At 64.5% G+C, this 17984-nt stretch carries 17 protein-coding genes; 7 read left to right on the top strand and 10 right to left on the bottom strand.

Translation table 11 applies throughout. The annotated features are described in order from the left end of the window. From IC761_RS18140 to pncA, 8 genes are all read right to left on the bottom strand, one after another. Window positions 1–930 carry an ABC transporter permease gene (locus IC761_RS18140; protein WP_195798029.1) on the bottom strand — a complete coding sequence of 310 codons (930 nt, stop codon included), beginning with the start codon at window positions 928–930 and terminating at the stop codon, window positions 1–3. After that, window positions 930–1922, bottom strand: a complete 993-nt coding sequence (locus IC761_RS18135) for an ABC transporter ATP-binding protein (RefSeq protein ID WP_195798028.1) — start codon at window positions 1920–1922, stop codon at window positions 930–932. The genes IC761_RS18140 and IC761_RS18135 overlap by 1 nt, the downstream gene beginning before the upstream one ends. Then, entirely contained in the window at window positions 1919–2902 is a 984-nt protein-coding gene (locus tag IC761_RS18130; RefSeq protein WP_195798027.1) for an ABC transporter ATP-binding protein, read from the bottom strand. The genes IC761_RS18135 and IC761_RS18130 overlap by 4 nt, the downstream gene beginning before the upstream one ends. Before the next feature lie 3 nt (window positions 2903–2905). Beyond that, the gene (locus tag IC761_RS18125; protein WP_195798026.1) at window positions 2906–4543 is read right to left on the bottom strand and encodes an ABC transporter substrate-binding protein; all 1638 of its coding nucleotides are present in this window, start codon (window positions 4541–4543) and stop codon (window positions 2906–2908) included. Window positions 4544–4572: 29 nt separating this feature from the next. Then, on the bottom strand, window positions 4573–5388 hold the full coding sequence (locus IC761_RS18120) for a sugar phosphate isomerase/epimerase family protein (protein WP_195798025.1): 816 nt from the start codon (window positions 5386–5388) through the stop codon (window positions 4573–4575). A 463-nt stretch (window positions 5389–5851) separates the two neighbouring features. Then, on the bottom strand, window positions 5852–7885 hold the full coding sequence (locus tag IC761_RS18115; RefSeq protein WP_195798024.1) for an NAD(+) synthase: 2034 nt from the start codon (window positions 7883–7885) through the stop codon (window positions 5852–5854). A 130-nt stretch (window positions 7886–8015) separates the two neighbouring features. Then, entirely contained in the window at window positions 8016–9131 is a 1116-nt protein-coding gene (locus tag IC761_RS18110) for an alpha/beta fold hydrolase (protein ID WP_195798023.1), read from the bottom strand. 16 nt (window positions 9132–9147) lie between these two features. Beyond that, entirely contained in the window at window positions 9148–9786 is a 639-nt protein-coding gene (gene pncA, locus IC761_RS18105; RefSeq protein ID WP_195798022.1) for a bifunctional nicotinamidase/pyrazinamidase, read from the bottom strand. 215 nt (window positions 9787–10001) lie between these two features. Here pncA and glk point away from each other — a divergent pair, with 215 nt between their 5' ends. The 3 genes from glk (at window position 10002) to IC761_RS18090 (ending at window position 11620) form a co-directional block, all read left to right on the top strand. Further along, window positions 10002–10973: a glucokinase gene (gene glk, locus IC761_RS18100; protein ID WP_195804692.1), complete on the top strand. Its 972-nt coding sequence runs from the start codon at window positions 10002–10004 to the stop codon at window positions 10971–10973. A 146-nt stretch (window positions 10974–11119) separates the two neighbouring features. Next, window positions 11120–11323 carry a hypothetical protein gene (locus IC761_RS18095; protein ID WP_195798021.1) on the top strand — a complete coding sequence of 68 codons (204 nt, stop codon included), beginning with the start codon at window positions 11120–11122 and terminating at the stop codon, window positions 11321–11323. A 141-nt stretch (window positions 11324–11464) separates the two neighbouring features. After that, window positions 11465–11620 carry a hypothetical protein gene (locus IC761_RS18090; protein WP_195798020.1) on the top strand — a complete coding sequence of 52 codons (156 nt, stop codon included), beginning with the start codon at window positions 11465–11467 and terminating at the stop codon, window positions 11618–11620. Window positions 11621–11747: 127 nt separating this feature from the next. On the opposite strand, the gene IC761_RS18085 is transcribed toward IC761_RS18090, so the two are convergent. Together IC761_RS18085 and IC761_RS18080 are read right to left on the bottom strand one after the other, a co-directional pair. Continuing rightward, window positions 11748–12125 (bottom strand): response regulator, encoded by a 378-nt coding sequence (locus tag IC761_RS18085; protein WP_195798019.1) that lies wholly within the window; start codon window positions 12123–12125, stop codon window positions 11748–11750. Between the two features lie 110 nt (window positions 12126–12235). Then, on the bottom strand, window positions 12236–13072 hold the full coding sequence (locus IC761_RS18080) for a Spy/CpxP family protein refolding chaperone (protein WP_195798018.1): 837 nt from the start codon (window positions 13070–13072) through the stop codon (window positions 12236–12238). Between the two features lie 459 nt (window positions 13073–13531). Here IC761_RS18080 and IC761_RS18075 point away from each other — a divergent pair, with 459 nt between their 5' ends. The 4 genes from IC761_RS18075 to IC761_RS18060 all read left to right on the top strand — a co-directional run bounded on the left by IC761_RS18075 (window position 13532) and on the right by IC761_RS18060 (window position 17961). Then, window positions 13532–14872 (top strand): ABC transporter substrate-binding protein, encoded by a 1341-nt coding sequence (locus tag IC761_RS18075; protein WP_195798017.1) that lies wholly within the window; start codon window positions 13532–13534, stop codon window positions 14870–14872. Window positions 14873–15004: 132 nt separating this feature from the next. Continuing rightward, window positions 15005–15943, top strand: coding sequence for a carbohydrate ABC transporter permease (locus IC761_RS18070; RefSeq protein ID WP_195798016.1), 939 nt, complete (start codon window positions 15005–15007; stop codon window positions 15941–15943). Beyond that, window positions 15943–16854 (top strand): carbohydrate ABC transporter permease, encoded by a 912-nt coding sequence (locus IC761_RS18065; RefSeq protein ID WP_195798015.1) that lies wholly within the window; start codon window positions 15943–15945, stop codon window positions 16852–16854. Before IC761_RS18070 ends, IC761_RS18065 begins: the two co-directional genes overlap by 1 nt. Before the next feature lie 6 nt (window positions 16855–16860). Then, on the top strand, window positions 16861–17961 hold the full coding sequence (locus IC761_RS18060; RefSeq protein ID WP_195798014.1) for an ABC transporter ATP-binding protein: 1101 nt from the start codon (window positions 16861–16863) through the stop codon (window positions 17959–17961). The last annotated feature ends 23 nt before the right edge of the window (window positions 17962–17984 follow it).

Genomic DNA, 17984 nt, shown 5'->3' with positions numbered 1-17984 from the left:
TCATGCATGGGCCCCTTTGGCGCGCAGCCGCGGATCGAGGAAGCCATAGAGGAAATCAACGACCAGGTTCGACGTCACCATGGTCGCCGCGACCAGCAGCAGGATGCACTGCACGACCGCGAGGTCGCGGTTGGCGACGGCTACGACCAGCAGCCGCCCCACCCCCGGCCAGGAAAATACGCTCTCGACCACGACCGCGCCCGCGATCAGCGTGCCCACCATGAAGCCGAGAATGGTGACGGTCGGGATCGCCGCGTTCGGCAGCGCATGCGACGTCACGACCTTGCGCCACGGCACGCCCTTGGCGGACGCCGTGCGGATATAGGGCTGGCCCAGCACCTCCAGCATCGCGCTGCGGGTGAAGCGCGCCAGCACCGCGGCGCCGCCGAGGCTCAATGTCACGATTGGGAGGATGGCGTGGCGCCAACTGTCCTGTCCGCCCGAGGGCAGCCAGCCGAGCTGCACAGCGAACACGAGCACGAGGAGAAGCGCGAGCACGAAGCTCGGCACAGTGAAGCCAGCGACCGCGGCCATCATCACGGCGCGATCGATCGCCGAGCCCCGATGCAGCGCGGCGTAGATGCCGGCGGGAATGCCGAGCGCCACCTTGAACGCGAAGGCCGGCAACGTCAGCGCGAGCGTCGCCGGGATCCGCTCCAGCACGAGCTGGATCGCGGGCCGGCCATCGCGCATGGAGCGGCCGAGCTCGCCCTTGGCGATGGCGCCGAAGTAATCGAGATATTGAAACCAGATGGGATCATCGAGGCCCCAGGCCTTGCGGAAGGCCGCGATGACCTCGGGCGGCGCCTCCGGTCCAAGGATCATCAGCGCGGGATCGCCCGACAGCCGCAGCACGACGAAGGCGAAGGTGACGACGAGCACGATCGTCAACGCCGCGCGTCCGATGCGAATGGCGAAATAGCGTCCCATCAGGCCGCGTCTCGCGTTTCGGCCTGCGGGCCCGTCACGAGATGGCAGGCGACCTGGCGATCGCCGCCGACGGCCGAGAGAACCGGCGTCTCGCCCGCACAGCGCGCGATCGCGCGGGGGCACCGCGGATGGAAGGCACAGCCTTGGGGGCGTGCGGCCGGGTTCGGCGGATCGCCGGTGAGCACGATACGGCCCGCGCTGCGGCGTCCCGGCGCGGGCGAGGCCGAGACCAGCGCCTGCGTGTAAGGGTGTTCTGGCCGCGCAAAGAGATCGTCGGCGCTGCCGATCTCGACGATGCGGCCGAGATACATGACCGCGACGATGTTGCTGATCTGGCGGACGACGCGCAGATCATGGCTGATGAACAGCAGCGTCAGCCCTAGCTGCGCCTGGAGATCGGCGAGCAAATTCACCACCTGCGCCTGGATCGAGACGTCGAGTGCGCTGACCGGTTCGTCACAGACCAGGAAATCGGGCTTTGTCGCTAGCGCGCGCGCCAGCACGATGCGCTGACGCTGTCCGCCCGAGAGCGCGCCCGGATAACGCCCGCCATGGGCCGGCGTCAGCTCGACTGCGCGCAGCAATTCGCGGACGCGTTCTTCGCGCTCGGCAGGCGTGCCGACGCCGTGGATGTCCAGCGGCTCGCGGATTTGAGCCGCGACCGGCAAACGCCGGTCCAGTGCGCCGAGCGGATCCTGAAAAATCATCTGCATGCGCGCCCTTTGCGCGCGCCACGCGGGCGTGCCGGGCGCGCCCATCGGCCTGCCGTCGAACCGCACCTCGCCGCGATCCGGCGGCTCGAGGCCGAGCACGATGCGGCCGGTGGTCGACTTGCCCGAGCCGGACTCGCCGACGAGGCCGAGCGTCTCACCTTTGGGAATCGTCAGCGACACGCCGTCGACGGCATGGACGGCCGTGCTGCGGCCGAACATCCCGGCGCGCATGGAATAGCTGCGCGAGATCGAGGACACCTCGACGAGCGGCGCACTCATTCGGCGGCGATCCCGAGCAACGCGCGGCGCGACGCCTCGGCACGGATGCAGGCGACGGTGCGGCCCTCGGCGATCGGCGCAAGCGGCGGCGCGGCGAGACCGCACGGCTCTGCCGCCAGCGCACAACGCGGCGCGAAGGCACAGCCGGTCGGCATGTTCGCGGGATCGGGCACGGTGCCGGGAATGGCGGTGAGGCGCCGGCGCGGTCCGTCGAGCGGCGGCAGCGCGCCGATCAGGCCCTGCGCATAAGGGTGCACGGGATCGACGAAGAGCTGGTTGGCTGGCGCCTCCTCGACGATACGGCCGGCATACATCACCGCGACGCGGTCGCAGTTCTCGGCGACGACGCCGAGATCGTGGCTGATCAGCACCATCGCCATGCTCATCTCGCGACGGATGGTGGAGAGCAGCTCAAGTATCTGCGCCTGGATGGTGGCATCGAGCGCGGTGGTCGGCTCGTCCGCGATCAGCAGATCGGGATTTCCGGCAAGCGCCATCGCGATCATGATGCGCTGGACCTGGCCGCCCGAAAATTCGTGCGGATAGGCGGAGAGCCGCCGCGCCGCATCGGGAATGCCGACAAGATCGAGCAGCCGTCGTGCTTCGGCTTTCACAGCCTCGCCCGAGAGATCGCGGTGCAGCGCCAGCGCCTCGCAGAGCTGCTTGCGGATGGTCAGCACGGGGTTGAGCGCGCTGGCCGGATCCTGGAAGATCATGGCGACGCGCCCGCCCCGCACCTGGTCGAGCTCCGCCGACGGCGCGCCGAGGATCTCGCGCCCGTCGAGACGGACCGAGCCGGACACGCGCGCCTGGTGCGGCAAAAGGCTGAGCGCAGCAAGCCAGGTCACCGATTTGCCGGAGCCGGATTCGCCGACAAGGCCAAGGGCCTCGCCTTTCTGCAAGGCCAGATCGACGCCGCGCAGCACCGGTACGCCGTTGAAGGCGACGCTCAGGCCTTCGATGCGGACCAGCGGCGTCACCGATCAGGCCTCGAAATTGCCGGCGCGGAAATCCATCGCGAACGCCGGAGCGGCCTTCCACTTGATCGACTTCGGCTTGGCCGTGAACGTGGCGTTCTGGTGCAGCACCGTGTAGGCGGGATCCTCGCGCTCGGCGATCTCCAGCATGCGGTGGAATGCCTTCTTGCGGGCGGCGCGGTCGGTCGAGGTTTCCAGGAATTCGGAGAGCTTGTTCAGCTCCACGTTGGTCCATTCGCCGATCTGCTGCTGCTGGCCGTTCGGCCCGTGCTGGGCGACCAACGAGGACACGGGATCGTTGAAGGCCGCCGAATTCGACCAATCGCGCACGGCGCGGGTCGGTGCGCGCTCCATGATCTGCGACCAGTTCTCCTTGGTCTCGATCTCGACGTTGAGGCCGACCGACTTCCACATCTCGACCAGCACCTGCGCGGTCGCGACCTGGTTGGTGTAGTAGTTGTTGAGCAGGCGGTACGGGATCGGATCGCCCTTGTAATTGGCCTGCTTCAACAGATCCTGTGCGAGCCTGGGATCATAGGCCGGCACGCTCCAGTCGGCGTTGAACATGTCGCCGTAGAACTCCCATTGCAGGCCCTTCGGCACGCGGGTGCGGCCGGCCCACAGGCTGTCGACGATCGCCTGGCGGTCGATCGCGTGGGTGAAGGCGCGACGCACCAGCGGGTTCGCCAGCTGGGCGTGGTTCTTGTCGAACACGGTCAGGCGGTGATTGAGGATGGTGCCGCCCTGCACTTCGAACGCTGTGTTCTTCTCGATGCCGGCGATCTGGTCCGGCGGGATGTCGCAAGCGAATTGGTATTCGCCCGACAGCAGGCCGTTGATGCGGCTTGCGACTTCGGGCACTTCAAGGAAGCGGATGCGCTTGAGCGGCGGACGGCCGCCCCAATATTCGTCGTGGGCTTCCAGCGTCAGCGACACGTCGGGCCTGAGCTCGACGACCTTGTAGGGGCCCGTCGTGATCGGCTTGCGCGCCCAGTCGAGATAGCTCGCGGATTCGGCCCAGGCACGGCGGCTGGCGATGTCGGATCCATAGCGCGACAGGCGGCCCTCGATGGTGACGTCGGGCGTCGCGTTGTAGAAGCGCACCGTGTACTTGTCGACGGCATCGACGCGCACGAGGTCGGGCCAGATGCGGCGCGCGACCGCCGGCACATCAGGCGGCAGCTCCTTGCCGGGGCGCGGCGTCGGGATCTTCTCAAAAGCCTGAATGGTCGTGCGGCTCTTGGCCTCGGTCTCGCCGAACATGCGCTCGCGGCTGAAGGTGAAGAGGACGTCCTCCGCCGTGAGCTCGTCGCCGTTGTGGAATTTCACGCCCTGGCGCAGCTTCACCTCGACGGTCTGGTCGTCGATACGGCGCCATTCGGTGGCAAGCCCCGGCACGGCTTCGAGATTGCCGCGCCAGTTCTTGGAGATCAGGCCTTCCCAGATCGAGGAGAAGAACACGCGCTCGCCGACATTGGACTGCTCGCGCAGCACGTCGAGCACGTTGGAGTTGGTCACCTTCTGCACGGCGATCGTCACCGACGGACGGCTGTCGGCTTGCGCAATCGCAAAGCGCGGCAACAGCAGCGTGCCTGCGGCCGCGCCGCCGGACTTCAGGATGGAGCGACGGGTGAGCTTGCTCATGATGATGACCCCTGCCCTCTGTGATCGTTTTATTCGGCGAGACCGAGCGCGGCGAGATGCGCGGCGCCCTTGCGGACATCGTCATGGTTGCGCAATTCGAGGATCAGCCGCGGGTTCGAGGTCAGCCGTCCCAACGCGCGGAACACCGCGACCCAGGCGATGTTGCCCTCGCCCGGCGCCCAGTGCCGGTCGGCAAAGCCGTCGGTGTCCTGGAGATGCACATGCGTCAACATGTCACCGGCGGCCTCGACGTAATAATCGACCGGCGGCGCGCCGGTCGAGCCATGCGCGTAGTTGGCATGCCCGGTGTCCAGGGAGACACGGACCTTGCTGCTTTCGAGCGCCTTGGCCAGACGCACGCGATCGCGCGGATCCTTGTCCTCGATGTTCTCGATGACGATCTCGCAGCCGATGGTTTCGGCGCGCGCGATCGCCTCGGCAAGCGTTGCCTTGACGCGCTCGACGAGATTGCCGCGGTTGTCCGGATAGAGATCGAGATTGTTGTGGTCCCAGGTCGTGAACGGCGAATGGATCACCATCTGCGTCGCGCCGAGGAATTCAGCCGCATCCAGGCCCTGAAGCAGGCGTTTTGTCACCGCCTGGCGGATCATCGGATCATGGCTGTCGATCTTGAAGCCCCAGAACGGACCATGGATGCCGAGACGGCCGGTGTGGCCCGAGAGCATCTGCTTGATCTCGCCGGCGGCACTGCGCCAATCGCCGTCGAGCAGATCGGCGCGGAAGAAATCCTGAACTTCGAGATCGCGTTGTCGGTCGAGAAGCCAGTCGCGGTGGGCGGGGATCGATTTGATGGAAAGTGCGGCGCCCAACACCGGCTTCGACATGGCTTGCTCCTTGACCATCAGCGATGACAAGGGCAGCGCTAGACCAGTTCAATGACAGGCCGGTGAAATGCAGGTTCCGCAGCGCCGGGGAGATGTGGACATTCCGGCGCGCGCTTGCATCGATATCGGGCAGCGGCGCGCGCAACTTGTGCAGACGCATGCAACGGCGCGCGGGATCAAGCCCAGGGAGTCCGTAGTGATCCGGAATGGAATCCTATTCCGATCTCACGTACATCGCGCATATCGATCGGCGGCCTTCCAAGGGCATCACCTTCTGATCGCGCACCACGGGGTTGGGGGACCTCTGGGGCGGGGGGATCAAAGGCTGGGGCAAGGTTACGAGGTCCGGACTCCTAGGCACTCCGGACCTCGTGCTTTTGAGATTGAACGCGATGTCGCGCCGCCGGCCATGTGGGCCGCGCGGCGCGATCTCGTTTCAGGCGGCAGTAAGCCGCCCGCTCGATCACTTCGGCACGTTCCGCTCGAGGTCCTCGAGCCAGGCCGCAGCACTTGAATCCGACGGCGCCCGCCAGTCGCCGCGCGGCGACAGCGAGCCGCCGGCCGAGACCTTCGGTCCGTTCGGCATCGCCGAGCGCTTGAACTGGCTGAAGGCAAAGAAGCGGCGCAGGAACACGTCCAGCCAGCGGCGGATTTCGGGAAGATCATAGGCCCTGCGCTTATCGGCCGGAAACGCCGGCGGCCATTCGCCCTTGGCGACATCCTTCCACGCTTGCCACGCCATGAAGGCGATCTTCGACGGCCGCATGCCGAAGCGCAGCGTGTAGAACAGGTTGAAATCCTGCAGCTCATACGGCCCGACGGAGGCTTCCGTGCTCTGCGGCTTCTCGCCCGGCTTGACCGGAACCAGCTCCGGCGAGATCTCGGCCGACAGGATCGAGGCCAGCGTGCCGTTCACATCGCCGCTGAACTGTTGTGAGGCGATCACCCAGCGGATCAGATGCTGGATCAGCGTCTTCGGCACACCGGCATTGACGTTGTAATGCGCCATCTGGTCGCCGACGCCATAGGTGCACCAGCCGAGCGCGAGCTCGGAAAGATCACCGGTGCCGATGACGATGCCACCGTGATGATTGGCAAGGCGGAACAGATAATCCGTGCGCAGGCCCGCCTGCACATTCTCGAAGGTGACGTCGTAGACCTTCTCGCCCTTGCCGAAGGGGTGGCCGATATCCCTGAGCATCTGCGTGGCCGTGGTGCGGATGTCGAGCTCCTGCCATTTCGTCTGCAACGCCTGCATCAGCGCCAGCGCATTGGTCTTGCTTTCGCTGCCGGTGGCAAAGCCCGGCATGGTGTAGGCCAGGATGTTTTCGCGCGGCAGACCCAGGAGATCGACCGCCTTGGCCGCAACGATCAAGGCGTGGGTGGAATCGAGACCTCCGGAGACGCCAATCACCACGCGCTTGGTGCCGGTCGCGCGCATGCGCTGCACGAGGCCCGCGACCTGGATGTTGTAGGCCTCGTAGCAATCCTGCTCGAGCAGGCTTTCGTCGCTCGGCACGAACGGAAAACGCTCGACCTTGCGCAGGAAGCCGATGTCGACGGACGGCGCCTGCAAGGCGAAGCCGATCTTGCGGAAGACGCCTTCGCGCTGCCGACGGTTGTCGTCGAACGTGCCCATCAAGGCGCGCTCCTGCCTGAGCAGGTCGAGATCGACGTCGGCCAGCGTGATCTGGCCGTCCTGCCGGAACCGCTCGCCTTCGGCCAGCAAAACGCCGTTCTCGTAGATCGAGGTCTGGCCGTCCCAGGCCAGATCAGTGGTGGATTCCCCTGCCCCTGCCGCCGAATAGACATAAGCCGCAAGGCAGCGCGCCGAGGTCGACTGACACAACAGCGCGCGGGCGCGCGCCCGGCCGATCGTGATCGGGCTGCCGGACAGATTGATCAGCACGCTGGCGCCCGCGAGCGCGAGCTCGGAGGCCGGCGTCACCGGAATCCACATGTCCTCGCAGATCTCGACGCCAATGGTGAGGCCCGGGACATCCTCGGCTGCGAACAGGAGATCAACGCCGAAGGGGGCGTTGAGCTTGCCGATGGCGATGGCCTCGCCGACGATGCCGGCGCCAGAGGCGAAATGGCGCCCCTCGTAGAATTCGCGATAGGTCGGCAGGTAGGTCTTGGGCACGACGCCCAAAATGCTGCCGCGATGAACGACGACGGCGCAATTGTAGATGCGCGCCCCAAACCGCAGTGGCGCGCCGACGATCAGCACGGTCATCAGCCCCGCGGAGGCCTCGACGATGGTGGCGAGGCCGCGCTCGACCGCATCGAGCAGCGGGTCCTGCTTGACGAGGTCCTCGATCGCATAGCCGGACAGGCACAGCTCGGGAAACACGGCGACCGCCGCCGATTGGTCGTGGCAGTCCTTGGCCGCCGCCAGGACCGCCTTCGCATTGGCCGAGGGGTCGGCCACATGGGAGGTGGTGACGCAGGCCGCCACGCGCGCAAATCCGTGGGCGTAGATCGAGTGAAAGCTCATCGCGCAAAGGACCTTTGATCTTGTCGCAGCCGGCCTCCGTTGGGCGGCCGTCAGCACGGGCTATATGTAGCCCATCGACATGGCCGCGTGCAGGCCATCCGCCATCATGCATAACGGATTTGCGCCCGCATCAGGCGCTGCGCGCCAGCAGGCCGGCCAAGTCGCTGCGGAGCCACGCGGCGATCCGGGGCCAGGCATGCGCGTGGGTCCGCGCGCCCATGAACAGGCCGAGATGATCGCTGGGCTCGGAAGCGGCCGCGATGGAGGCAGGCGGTGTGCCGAGCAGGCTGGCGGTGGCAAGCGCCTGCGCCGCCGGCACGACGTCGTCGTCGAGCCCGGCCAGCAGGAAAATCGGCACCTGGACGTCCTTCAGGTCAATCTCGCGGCCGAGCGCCGTGAAATGGCCGCGCGCGATCCGGTTCTCCCGGAAAATCCAGTTGACGATCTGAAGGTAGTAGGCGCCAGGCAGGTTGAGCGTCTCACTATTCCAGCGGTCGAAGCGCGCGAGCAGCGCCGCGCCCTCGTCGTCCGAGAGGTCCCTTTGCAAGGCCGCTGCGATGTCATCGCGGCTTGGCGCCTTGGACCAGACCCGCAGCATCTCCCCGCCGCTGACATTGCCGCCGCCGCGTGCGACGAGCTGATCATAGACGATCTCGGGGGCATTGCGGGCAAGCTGCGACAGCCCGGACTCGATCGAGAGGTCAACTGGCGCACCGACCAGCACGAGACGCCGTACCTTGGCGGGAAAGCGCGCCGCATAAAGCAACGACAGCCAGCCGCCCTGGCAAAGACCAACCAGATCGACCGGCGCGCCGATCTCATCGATCGCAACGTTGAGATCGCCGAGATAGCTGTCGATCGAGAGATAGCGCATGCCAGGCGCGGCCGAGCGCCAATCGGTGAGATAGACCCGGTCGACGCCGCCTTTTTGCAGCGACTGCACCACGCTATGGCCCGGCGCGAAATCAGCGATCAAGGCCCTATGCAGCGCATAGGGCGCGCAGACCAGCGCCGGCTGGCCGGCGCCTGTCCGCGTGCAATCACGCAGGCGCATGGTTGCAAGCTCGAGCGCAACAAAGTTGGGGGTCGTCCACGGCAGGTCGCTGTCGTCCGGCTCCGCAGGCGCCCGCTCCAGCCACCAGAACCAGGCGTCCACGGCGAGCCGCGCGGCGGCGAACGGCCATAGCAGCGGGTCATCCGGACGATGCCCCGATCCGCTTTGTGGCTTGCCTGCCTGCTCCGCCATGATCAGTCGACCATCCCTAGAGGAACGCCTCAAGACTCACGACGGAGATGCCGAGCTCGCCAAAACTGCGATGGGTCGCCGCCACCGAGCCGTCGAGGTCGATGCCGCGGCAGGCGTCCGCGATGACGGCAACCTCGAAGCCGGCCTTGCGGGCATCCTCCGCAGAGAAGCGAACGCAGAAGTCGAGCGCGAGGCCGGCGAGGAAGACCGTCTTCAGCTCGCGCTCGCGCAGATATCCGAGCAGGCCCGTCGGGGTCCTGTGGTCATTCTCGAACAGCGCCGAATAGGAATCGATGTCGCGGCGAAAGCCCTTGCGCACGACGAGGCTCGCACTTGCGACGTCGAGATCGCGATGGAATTCGGCGCCCGCCGTGCCCTGCACGCAATGCGTGGGCCAAAGCACCTGGGTGCCGTAATCGAGCTCGATGGTCTGGAACGGCTGCCTGCCCGCATGGTTCGGCGCGAAGGAGACATGGTCGCCCGGATGCCAGTCCTGGGTCAGCACCACATTGGCGAATTTTTGGGCGATGCGGTTGATGGCGGGGACGACCTTCTCGCCGTTGGGAACGGCGAGCGCCCCGCCGGTGCAGAAATCGTTCTGCACGTCGATCACCAGCAGCACGTCGCGGTCGGAAATCTGCATGTCGGTCCCCATTCCATCCGCCCGGCGCGACAGACGCCGGACGCTTTCGCCAGTGTCGATCTTCCCGCCTGGCTACGCAACCACCGGCCGCGTGCACCGACATGCAACGCTTTGGCGTCCTTCGTGTTGACTAGCTGCACCCGAGGGCAGAATCTCATATTTCGGGATTGGATGGAGCGGAGGAAGGGGTTCCCGCAGCTGGCATCGCCGCGGGCCACCGTTTGATGATGAGTATCGGAACAACTGGACAGACAATTCTTCTTGCCGACATCGGCGGCACCAATGCGCGCTTTGCGCTGACGCAGGGCGACCAGATCGGACCGATCGACTATGTCAAGGTCGCCGACCACCCGACGGTCCGCGAAGCCATTTCCGACGTGCTGCGCCGGGCCGGTGGCGAACAACCCGTGAGGGGCGTGCTGGCCGTCGCGGGTCCCGTCACCAACAACCGCTGTGTCATGACCAACAGCCCGTGGGTCATCGACGGCAATGAACTCCAGCCGGCGCTCGGCTTCGACAGCGTCCATGTGCTGAATGATTTCGAGGTGGTGGCCTGGTCCCTGCCCGCTTTGCAACCGGCCGATCTGATCCCGCTCGGCGGGCAGGACGGCATCGCAGGCGAGCCTCTGCTGGTGATTGGACCGGGAACGGGCTTTGGCGTTTCCTGCCTGGTCGAGCGCCATGGCGCCCGGCTCGCCGTTGTCACCGAGGCTGGCCACGCGACGCTCCCGGCGGAGAACGAGCGCGAGGAGCGCGTCATCGCGTGCCTGCGCCGACGTCTCGGCCATGTCTCGATCGAGCGCGGCGCGCTGTCGGGTTCCGGCCTGCAAAGCCTCTACGAGGCGCTGGCCGAGATCGATGGCGCCCAGGTGCCGCAACGCGATGCCGCAGCCATCACCACGGCCGCTCTGGACGGCAGTTGCGCGCTCAGCCGCGCGACACTCGAGATGTTCTGCGCCATCCTCGGCTCGGTCGCCGGCAACCTCGCGGTGACCTTCGGCGCTCGCGGCGGCGTCTATATCGCCGGCGGGATCGCGCCGCGCTTTCCGGAGTTCCTCAAAGCCTCCGCGTTCCGGGCGCGATTTGAGGCCAAGGGGCGTTTCCAGGATTACCTCCGCAACATCCCGACCCGGCTCGTGATGAAGCCCGATGCGAGCTTCGTCGGCCTGAAGATGTTCGCCGACCACAACCCGGACTGACGCGCGACGGCGCCGTCTTGCGCTTTGGGTTAACTAATTCACAGCTGATTGCGTCGCGCGTGCGGTTCCATGCGAGATCGTGCTTGTCGGTTTGTTTCCCTTGGGAAACAATCCGCGCGTGTGTGGCGTAGGTGCGGGGGCGTGACATGCGTAAGCAGGATGTTGGGTTCGACTATCACCGCTATCACCGGCTCCTGGTCGAGGCGGATGACGATACCAAGCGGCAGGCGCTGATCGAGCTGCTGATCGAGGAGAAAGCCAGGGACCGGCTCGCAGCGCAGCGCGCATCCGATCGGGCTGCGATGACGGCTCATACCATCGCCACGGTGCTGAAGGCCGGCCGTAACTGAGGCTTTCCTTACTCCGGATGCGCGCGCGAGCACGCGATCGTTGCCATTCCGTTAAGGATCTCTCGCAAGCCTGTGTCAAACTTTTTGCTCTAAGAGTTCCCTCACCTGATGCAATTCAGGACCAACAAGGGGGGAATGAACATGAGCATGATTTCAATCACCGCGATTCCGGCCTCCGTCGAAACGCAGTCGAGCGACTATTCTTTGAAGGCCATCATCGTGTTCTGCTGCATCGGGCTCGTCGCCTCGTTCAGCCTGATGGCGCACGGCATCGACCTCAGCGCCGGCCTGATGTGAGACGATCCTCACGTGGGAATTAGGGCCTACGCTTGGGAACTAACCCCTGGGAATTAAACCGGCCGCCTTCTCGGCGGCCGTTTTCGTTGCGCTATGGCAGAATGCCTGACCTAACGACGATCAGCGATCACTGCGGAACCTTGGCCGTCGCTTCCGGAAACAGCGAGTCGATCATGGTCTTGAGCTGATCCAACGAAATCGGCTTGCGCAGGATCGGTCGGCGGCGGAGCAAGGACGGCAGCAACTCCGGCCCGTAGCCTGTCGCAAACAGAAACGGCTTGCCGCGGCGCTCGATCAGATCGGCGACAGGGTCGACGTAGACGCCCATCAAATTGATGTCGAGGATGGCGAAGTCGTACTGCGCGGTCATCGCGAAGGCGCTCGCGTCGCGCACATTGTCCGCTTCGGCGACGACATGATGGCCAAGCTCCTCCACCATGTCGGCAATCATCATCCGGATCAACGCCTCGTCTTCGACCAGGAAAACGGAGAGTCCGTCCGCCATTTCAACCTCGCAGCCACCTTGCGAAGCTAAGCATAACCGACGCGCCAAGAATATCACGAATTCGTGGCGGCCGACGTTAATTCAGACGCGCTCGATCCGATTCAAGTTGATCAATCCAGGCCGCGTTCGTGGCTGAGGCGCACCATCTCCTGGATGAAGAGCTGCTTCTGCTTGTCGTCGAGGCTCGAAAACAGCGGCTCGGCGGCATCGGCGACGTTGCGCTGATCGGCGGCGCGATCGATCAGGAATTGCGCCTCGTTGCGCATCTGCTCGATGATGTCGTCGGGCGGATCACGCTTGGCGCGCTCCACCCGCAGATTGAGACGCTCGGCGCCGTTGTGCCCGAGATAGTGCATGGCGCTGGAGAAGCCGAACCAGTGCTTCTCCTGGTCGGGGGTAAGGTTCAGTTCGCCTTTGATGCGATCGATATAGGAATCGCTGTTGGCGACGATCTGATCAGGAGTCAGTTGCGGCGCACCGGTCTGGGTCAGGACCGTGACGTCCTTCTCGTCCTTGTTCTCCTGCGGTGCGTTCTTGGCCTCCTTGGTCGCCTTGGCGCCTTTCGCGGCCTTGGTGTTGTCCTTGGCACTCTCCTTGGCGCTCTTGGCGTCCTTGTCCTTGCCGGCGCCCTTGGCGTCCTGCTGCTTAGCATCCTTGCCAGCGTCTTTGCTCGCATCCTTGCTGGCGTCCTTGGCGGCCGGCGCCTGGCCATTGTTGCCGACGCCGAGCACGCCAGTGAAGACCCCGACCACGCCGCCGATGGCGCCACCAAGGACGCCGCCGACGGGACCAGCTGCCTTGTTGCCGGCCGCAGCTCCGTCCTGGACGCCCTTGACCAAACCTTGGGCATTCGCAACCGCGGCTGCGCCCAGCAGCAGCATAAGCACGGACCCAAGCGCGAGCCATCGTCGCAGGCGAAGCCGCGCAGGCGGCGCCGGGGTGATCATTCTGGTCTCCATGTCGATCTGCTTGCCTTCTACGAACGGCAGGCATCCTGCCGGTTGCAACTCTATCGGTTTCACCGCGCCCAGGTCTAGGCACGGGCAGTCGCCGTCCCCATCCGAAAGGTCATTCGCGCGAAACGGTAATGCAGGCTCATTCGGAACTGCGGCGTAATTGCGCATGGACCGGCGCGAGCCGGTCCGCGCCGAAGTGTGCGTCGCAAAAAGAGCAGGCGCGGGTCGTGACTGACGCCTCTCCGTACGCAACGTTAGTTCTAGAGGCCAAGGCATTCGGCTTTCTCGACAGACGCAATCAATCATGATCTGATCGCGCTACCAATTTGCCGCGCCTTCGCCTGGTTTGCCAGCGGGGACGACGGCTCCAACAAGAAACTGCAAAAACAAAAAAATCAAAGGGACTGAAAGAGGAAACTCCAACAACAAACACCCAAGCGAGGAAACGAGATGTCACGCAAGACACTGACGCGACGTCAATTTGTGGCTGCCACTGCAATGTCCTCCACAGCGCTGATCGCGGCGCCCTATGTCCGAGGCGCTTACGCCGCCGGCAAGCTCTCGATCGGTTTCTGGGACCACTGGGTGCCCGGCGCCAACGACGCCTCCACAGCCCTTGTGAAAGAATGGGGCGAGAAGGAAAAGGTCGAGGTCTCCATCGACTACATCACCAGCAACAACAAGAAGATTGAGCTGACCGCGGCGGCCGAAGCGCAGGCCAAGTCCGGCCATGACATCCTTCAGATGCCGAGCTGGTGGCCACACGCCTATTCCGAGAATCTCGAGCCGCTCAACGACGTCATGGAGCCGCTCATCAAGCAGAACGGCGAGGTCAACGGCACCGTCAAATATCTGGGACAGTTGGACGGCAAATGGCTTGCGGTACCAGCAACGCCGGGAAGCCAGATCAAGGGCCCCTGCTCCCGCATCGATCTCATGAAGAAGCACGCAGGCATCGACGTCCAGGAGATGTACCCGGCCGGCAGCCCGCCGAAAGATGACAGCTGGACGTTGGAGACATTCCTGAAGGCGGCAGAAGCCTGCCAGAAGGCTGGCTTCCCGTTTGGCATCGGCCTCGGTGAGACCACCGACAGCGTCGATACGGCCGGTGCGATCTTCCAATCCTTTGGTGCCGAGCTCGTCAACGCCAAGGGCGATGTCACTGTCAAGACCGACGAGGTGCGACAGGCGCTCGAATTCTACAAGAAGCTGATCGCCGTGTTGCCGGCCGATGCGCCGTCCTGGGACGACGCCTCCAACAACAAATGGCTGATCTCAGGCCGCGGCGCGATGATCATGAACCCACCGAGTGCCTGGGCCGTTGCGAAGCGCGATGCGCCGCAGGTCGCCGAGCAATGCTGGACTCATGGTTTTCCGTCCGGGCCGAAGGGCCGCTTTGCGCCGTTCCTGCCCTATTTCTGGGGCGTCTGGAGCTTCGGCAGGAATAAGGAGGCGGCCAAGAGTCTGCTCGTCCATCTGTCCTCGCCTGCGGCGATTGAAAAGTTCGTCGTGGCGAGCGGCGGATACGATCTCCCGGCCTACGCGAACATGACGAAGTTCAAGACCTGGGCCGAGGAAGGGCCGCCGAAGGGCACGCTGTTCCACTATCCGGATCCCTACCACCGGCAGACCCTGTCGATCGCCGCATCGCCGGCGCCGCCGAAGATCGCGCAGCAGATCTACTTCCAGGCGACGCTGACCAAGATGGCGTTGCGCTTTGCGCAGGGCGAGAAGATGGACACGGCGCTCGCCTGGGCCGAGGGCGAGTGCGAGGGCTTCATGCGGACCTGAGCCGGGTGTGTGCCAAGGCGGTTCATGCCTTCGGGCGTGAGCCGCCCAGGCGCGCTCTCATTCCGTCCGCATGTCCATGAAGCCGACCGGTCGCCGGCCTCACCGTTGAACCTTCCGCAAGAGAGTTTGCCCATGGCCGATGTCGTCGTTGAGCAAGGTAACCTCATTCGCGCCCCGAGCCGACGCAAAGGTACGAGCCTCCGCAATGCAATGGGTCGGAAATCGACCGTGGCGTTCTTCCTGACGCTGCCGCTGATTCTGCTGATCGTGCTGCTGGTGCTCTATCCCGCCTTCTATTCGGTCTACCTGGCGACGCTGAACAAGGCGATGACGAAATTCGTCGGGCTGGGCAATTTCACCTTCCTGTTCAAGCGCGAGACCTTCTGGATGGTGGTGAAGCAGTCCTGCATCTTCGCGATTACCGCCGTGGTCTTCAAGGCGCTGATCGGCTTCATCGTCGCGCATTTCGTCCACAACATTCCCGGCAAGAAACAACGCAAATGGCGCGGCATGCTGCTGGTGCCCTGGGTCATTCCGCCGGCGATGAGCACGCTGGCATGGCTGTGGCTGTTCGATCCGTCCTATAGCGCCTTCAACTACACGCTCTCCTTCTTCGGCGTCGGTCCGATCCCCTGGCTCGGCGACACCTTCTGGGCGCGCTTCTCCGTCATCCTCGTCAACGTCTGGTACGGCGCGCCGTTCTTCCTGATCATGTATCTGGCCGCGCTGAAATCCGTGCCCGACCAGCTCTATGAGGCGGCGTCGATCGACGGCGCCAATTGGTGGCAAAAGATCTGGCATATCACCTTGCCGATGATGCGCAACATCATCGCGATCACCACGCTGTTCTCGCTGATCGTGACCTTCGCCAATTTCGACATCGTGCGCATCCTCACTTCGGGCGGACCGCTCGACCGGACGCATCTGTTCGCCACCTGGGCGTTCCAGGTCGGCATCCAGAGCAGCGACATTCCGCTCGGCGCCTGCGTCTCGCTGTTCATGGTGCCGATCCTCGCCGTCGCCGCGATCTTCATCCTGCGCGATGTCAACAAACGTGGGAACGAAGCCTGATGAGCACGCTCGCAATCGACAAGGCTGGCCCTTCCCGCAAGGTCAAACTCAGCAGCATGAGCCGGGACCGGACCTGGGCGCTGCGCTGGTCCTATTTCTTCCTCGTGCTGTTTGCGATCTTCTTCCTGACGCCGCCTCTCTACATGCTGATCACCTCGCTCAAGAGCAGCGCGGAGATCTCGGCGGCGACCAATCCGTGGTGGGTGTTTCACCCCACCTTGTCGAACTATGTCGAGCTGCTGACCTCGAACCAGTTCCTGCGCTTCTTCTGGAACTCGTCGATCATCTCGATCACGGTCGTGATTGTGACGATGCTGATCAGCATCCCCGCCGCGTTCGCACTGGCGCGGATGAAGTTCTGGGGCTCGGCGACGCTCGCGACCGGCGTCTTCCTCACCTACCTCATTCCGGACAGCCTGTTGTTCATTCCGCTGTTCAAGATGCTGGCGGTGATCCAGGACTTCACCGGCATTACGCTTCTAAACCGCTGGTATGTGCTGGTGTTCATCTATCCGACGCTGACCGTGCCGTTCTGCACCTGGATCATGATCGGCTATTTCGCCTCGATCCCGAAAGAACTCGATGAGGCCGCAATCATCGACGGGGCCTCATGGCTCCAGACCCTGCTGCGGATCTTCATTCCGGTCGCTCTGCCGGGGCTGATCGCCGCGACGATCTTCGCCTTCACGGTGTCCTGGGCCCAGTTCCTCTATCCCCTCGTGTTCACGACATCCATTGACCAGCTCGTGCTGCCGGTCGGCATCACCACGACGCTGATCAAAGGCGACGTCTTCAACTGGGGTCAGATCATGACCGGCGCGCTGCTCGGCGCCGCTCCGCCGCTGATCATCTACGCCTTCCTGATGGACTATTACATTGCCGGTCTCACCGCTGGCGCGACAAAGGGTTGATGTCTCATGGCTGACGTTGCTTTGCGGAAAGTGGTCAAGCGTTACGACGATGTTGAAGCCGTGCGCGGCATCGACCTCGATATTGCCGACCACGAGTTCATCGTGTTGGTTGGCCCCTCCGGCTGCGGCAAATCGACAACGCTGCGCATGATCGCAGGGCTCGAGGACATCAGCGACGGCGACATCATGATCGGCGGCGACGTCGTCAACGACGTCCCACCCAAGGACCGCGACATCGCCATGGTGTTCCAGAACTACGCGCTCTACCCGCATATGACGGTCGCGGAGAACATGTCGTTCGGGCTGCGGCTGAAGCACTATCCCAAGGCCGAGATCAAGGCGCGGGTGACGGAAGCCGCCCGCCTCCTGGACATCACCGACCTGATCGACCGCAAGCCGAAGCAGCTCTCCGGCGGCCAGCGCCAGCGCGTGGCGATGGGGCGCGCCATCGTCCGCAATCCGAAAGTCTTTTTGTTCGACGAGCCGCTGTCCAATCTCGACGCCAAGCTGCGCGTGCAGATGCGGATCGAGATCAAGAAGGTGCATCAGAAGGTGCGCACCACCACCGTCTACGTCACCCACGACCAGGTCGAGGCGATGACGCTGGCCGACCGCGTCGTGGTGATGAACAAGGGCCGCATCGAGCAGATCGGCACGCCGAATGAGCTCTACCACAAGCCGGCGACGCGCTTCGTCGCGGGCTTCATCGGCTCACCAGCGATGAATTTTATTCCGTGCCGACTCGAGGACGTTGCTGGCTCGGTTCAAATTCGTCTCACAGACCGTATCGCCTTCCCGCTGCCGGCGGCCCGCGCCGCCCGCTACAACGCGCTGCCGCGCAGCGAGAAGCTGTTGCTCGGCATCCGCCCGGAGCATCTCGCCGAGTCGCATGCGCACCTCGAGCCGGGCGTCGAGACCTTCGACACCGTGCTCGACGTCACCGAGCCGATGGGAATGGAGACGCTGGTGTATTTCACCCTCGACGGCACGCCGGTCTGCGGCCGCGTCAATCCCAATGCCGGCGCCAAGGACGGAGCTCCCATGCGTTTGGCGATGGACCTCAACAACATGCACCTGCTAAACGAGGCGACCGGCGTCGTGCTGTAACCCGCCGGCCAAGAAACGCAAGC

This window comes from Bradyrhizobium commune, from assembly GCF_015624505.1.
Taxonomy (GTDB): domain Bacteria; phylum Pseudomonadota; class Alphaproteobacteria; order Rhizobiales; family Xanthobacteraceae; genus Bradyrhizobium; species Bradyrhizobium commune.
The sequence above is the reverse complement of the archived record's forward strand: the minus strand, read 5'-3'. Positions and strand labels throughout refer to the sequence as shown.

Bases quoted from the DNA above. Each gene is read 5' to 3' on its own strand.
- IC761_RS18140 (WP_195798029.1), bottom strand. From the start codon at position 930: ATGGGACGCTATTTCGCCATTCGCATCGGACGCGCGGCGTTGACGATC.
- IC761_RS18135 (WP_195798028.1), bottom strand. From the start codon at position 1,922: ATGAGTGCGCCGCTCGTCGAGGTGTCCTCGATCTCGCGCAGCTATTCC.
- IC761_RS18125 (WP_195798026.1), bottom strand. From the start codon at position 4,543: ATGAGCAAGCTCACCCGTCGCTCCATCCTGAAGTCCGGCGGCGCGGCC.
- IC761_RS18120 (WP_195798025.1), bottom strand. From the start codon at position 5,388: ATGTCGAAGCCGGTGTTGGGCGCCGCACTTTCCATCAAATCGATCCCC.
- IC761_RS18115 (WP_195798024.1), bottom strand. From the start codon at position 7,885: ATGAGCTTTCACTCGATCTACGCCCACGGATTTGCGCGCGTGGCGGCC.
- IC761_RS18110 (WP_195798023.1), bottom strand. From the start codon at position 9,131: ATGGCGGAGCAGGCAGGCAAGCCACAAAGCGGATCGGGGCATCGTCCG.
- pncA (WP_195798022.1), bottom strand. From the start codon at position 9,786: ATGGGGACCGACATGCAGATTTCCGACCGCGACGTGCTGCTGGTGATC.
- glk (WP_195804692.1), top strand. From the start codon at position 10,002: ATGAGTATCGGAACAACTGGACAGACAATTCTTCTTGCCGACATCGGC.
- IC761_RS18095 (WP_195798021.1), top strand. From the start codon at position 11,120: ATGCGTAAGCAGGATGTTGGGTTCGACTATCACCGCTATCACCGGCTC.
- IC761_RS18090 (WP_195798020.1), top strand. From the start codon at position 11,465: ATGAGCATGATTTCAATCACCGCGATTCCGGCCTCCGTCGAAACGCAG.
- IC761_RS18085 (WP_195798019.1), bottom strand. From the start codon at position 12,125: ATGGCGGACGGACTCTCCGTTTTCCTGGTCGAAGACGAGGCGTTGATC.
- IC761_RS18080 (WP_195798018.1), bottom strand. From the start codon at position 13,072: ATGATCACCCCGGCGCCGCCTGCGCGGCTTCGCCTGCGACGATGGCTC.
- IC761_RS18075 (WP_195798017.1), top strand. From the start codon at position 13,532: ATGTCACGCAAGACACTGACGCGACGTCAATTTGTGGCTGCCACTGCA.
- IC761_RS18070 (WP_195798016.1), top strand. From the start codon at position 15,005: ATGGCCGATGTCGTCGTTGAGCAAGGTAACCTCATTCGCGCCCCGAGC.
- IC761_RS18065 (WP_195798015.1), top strand. From the start codon at position 15,943: ATGAGCACGCTCGCAATCGACAAGGCTGGCCCTTCCCGCAAGGTCAAA.
- IC761_RS18060 (WP_195798014.1), top strand. From the start codon at position 16,861: ATGGCTGACGTTGCTTTGCGGAAAGTGGTCAAGCGTTACGACGATGTT.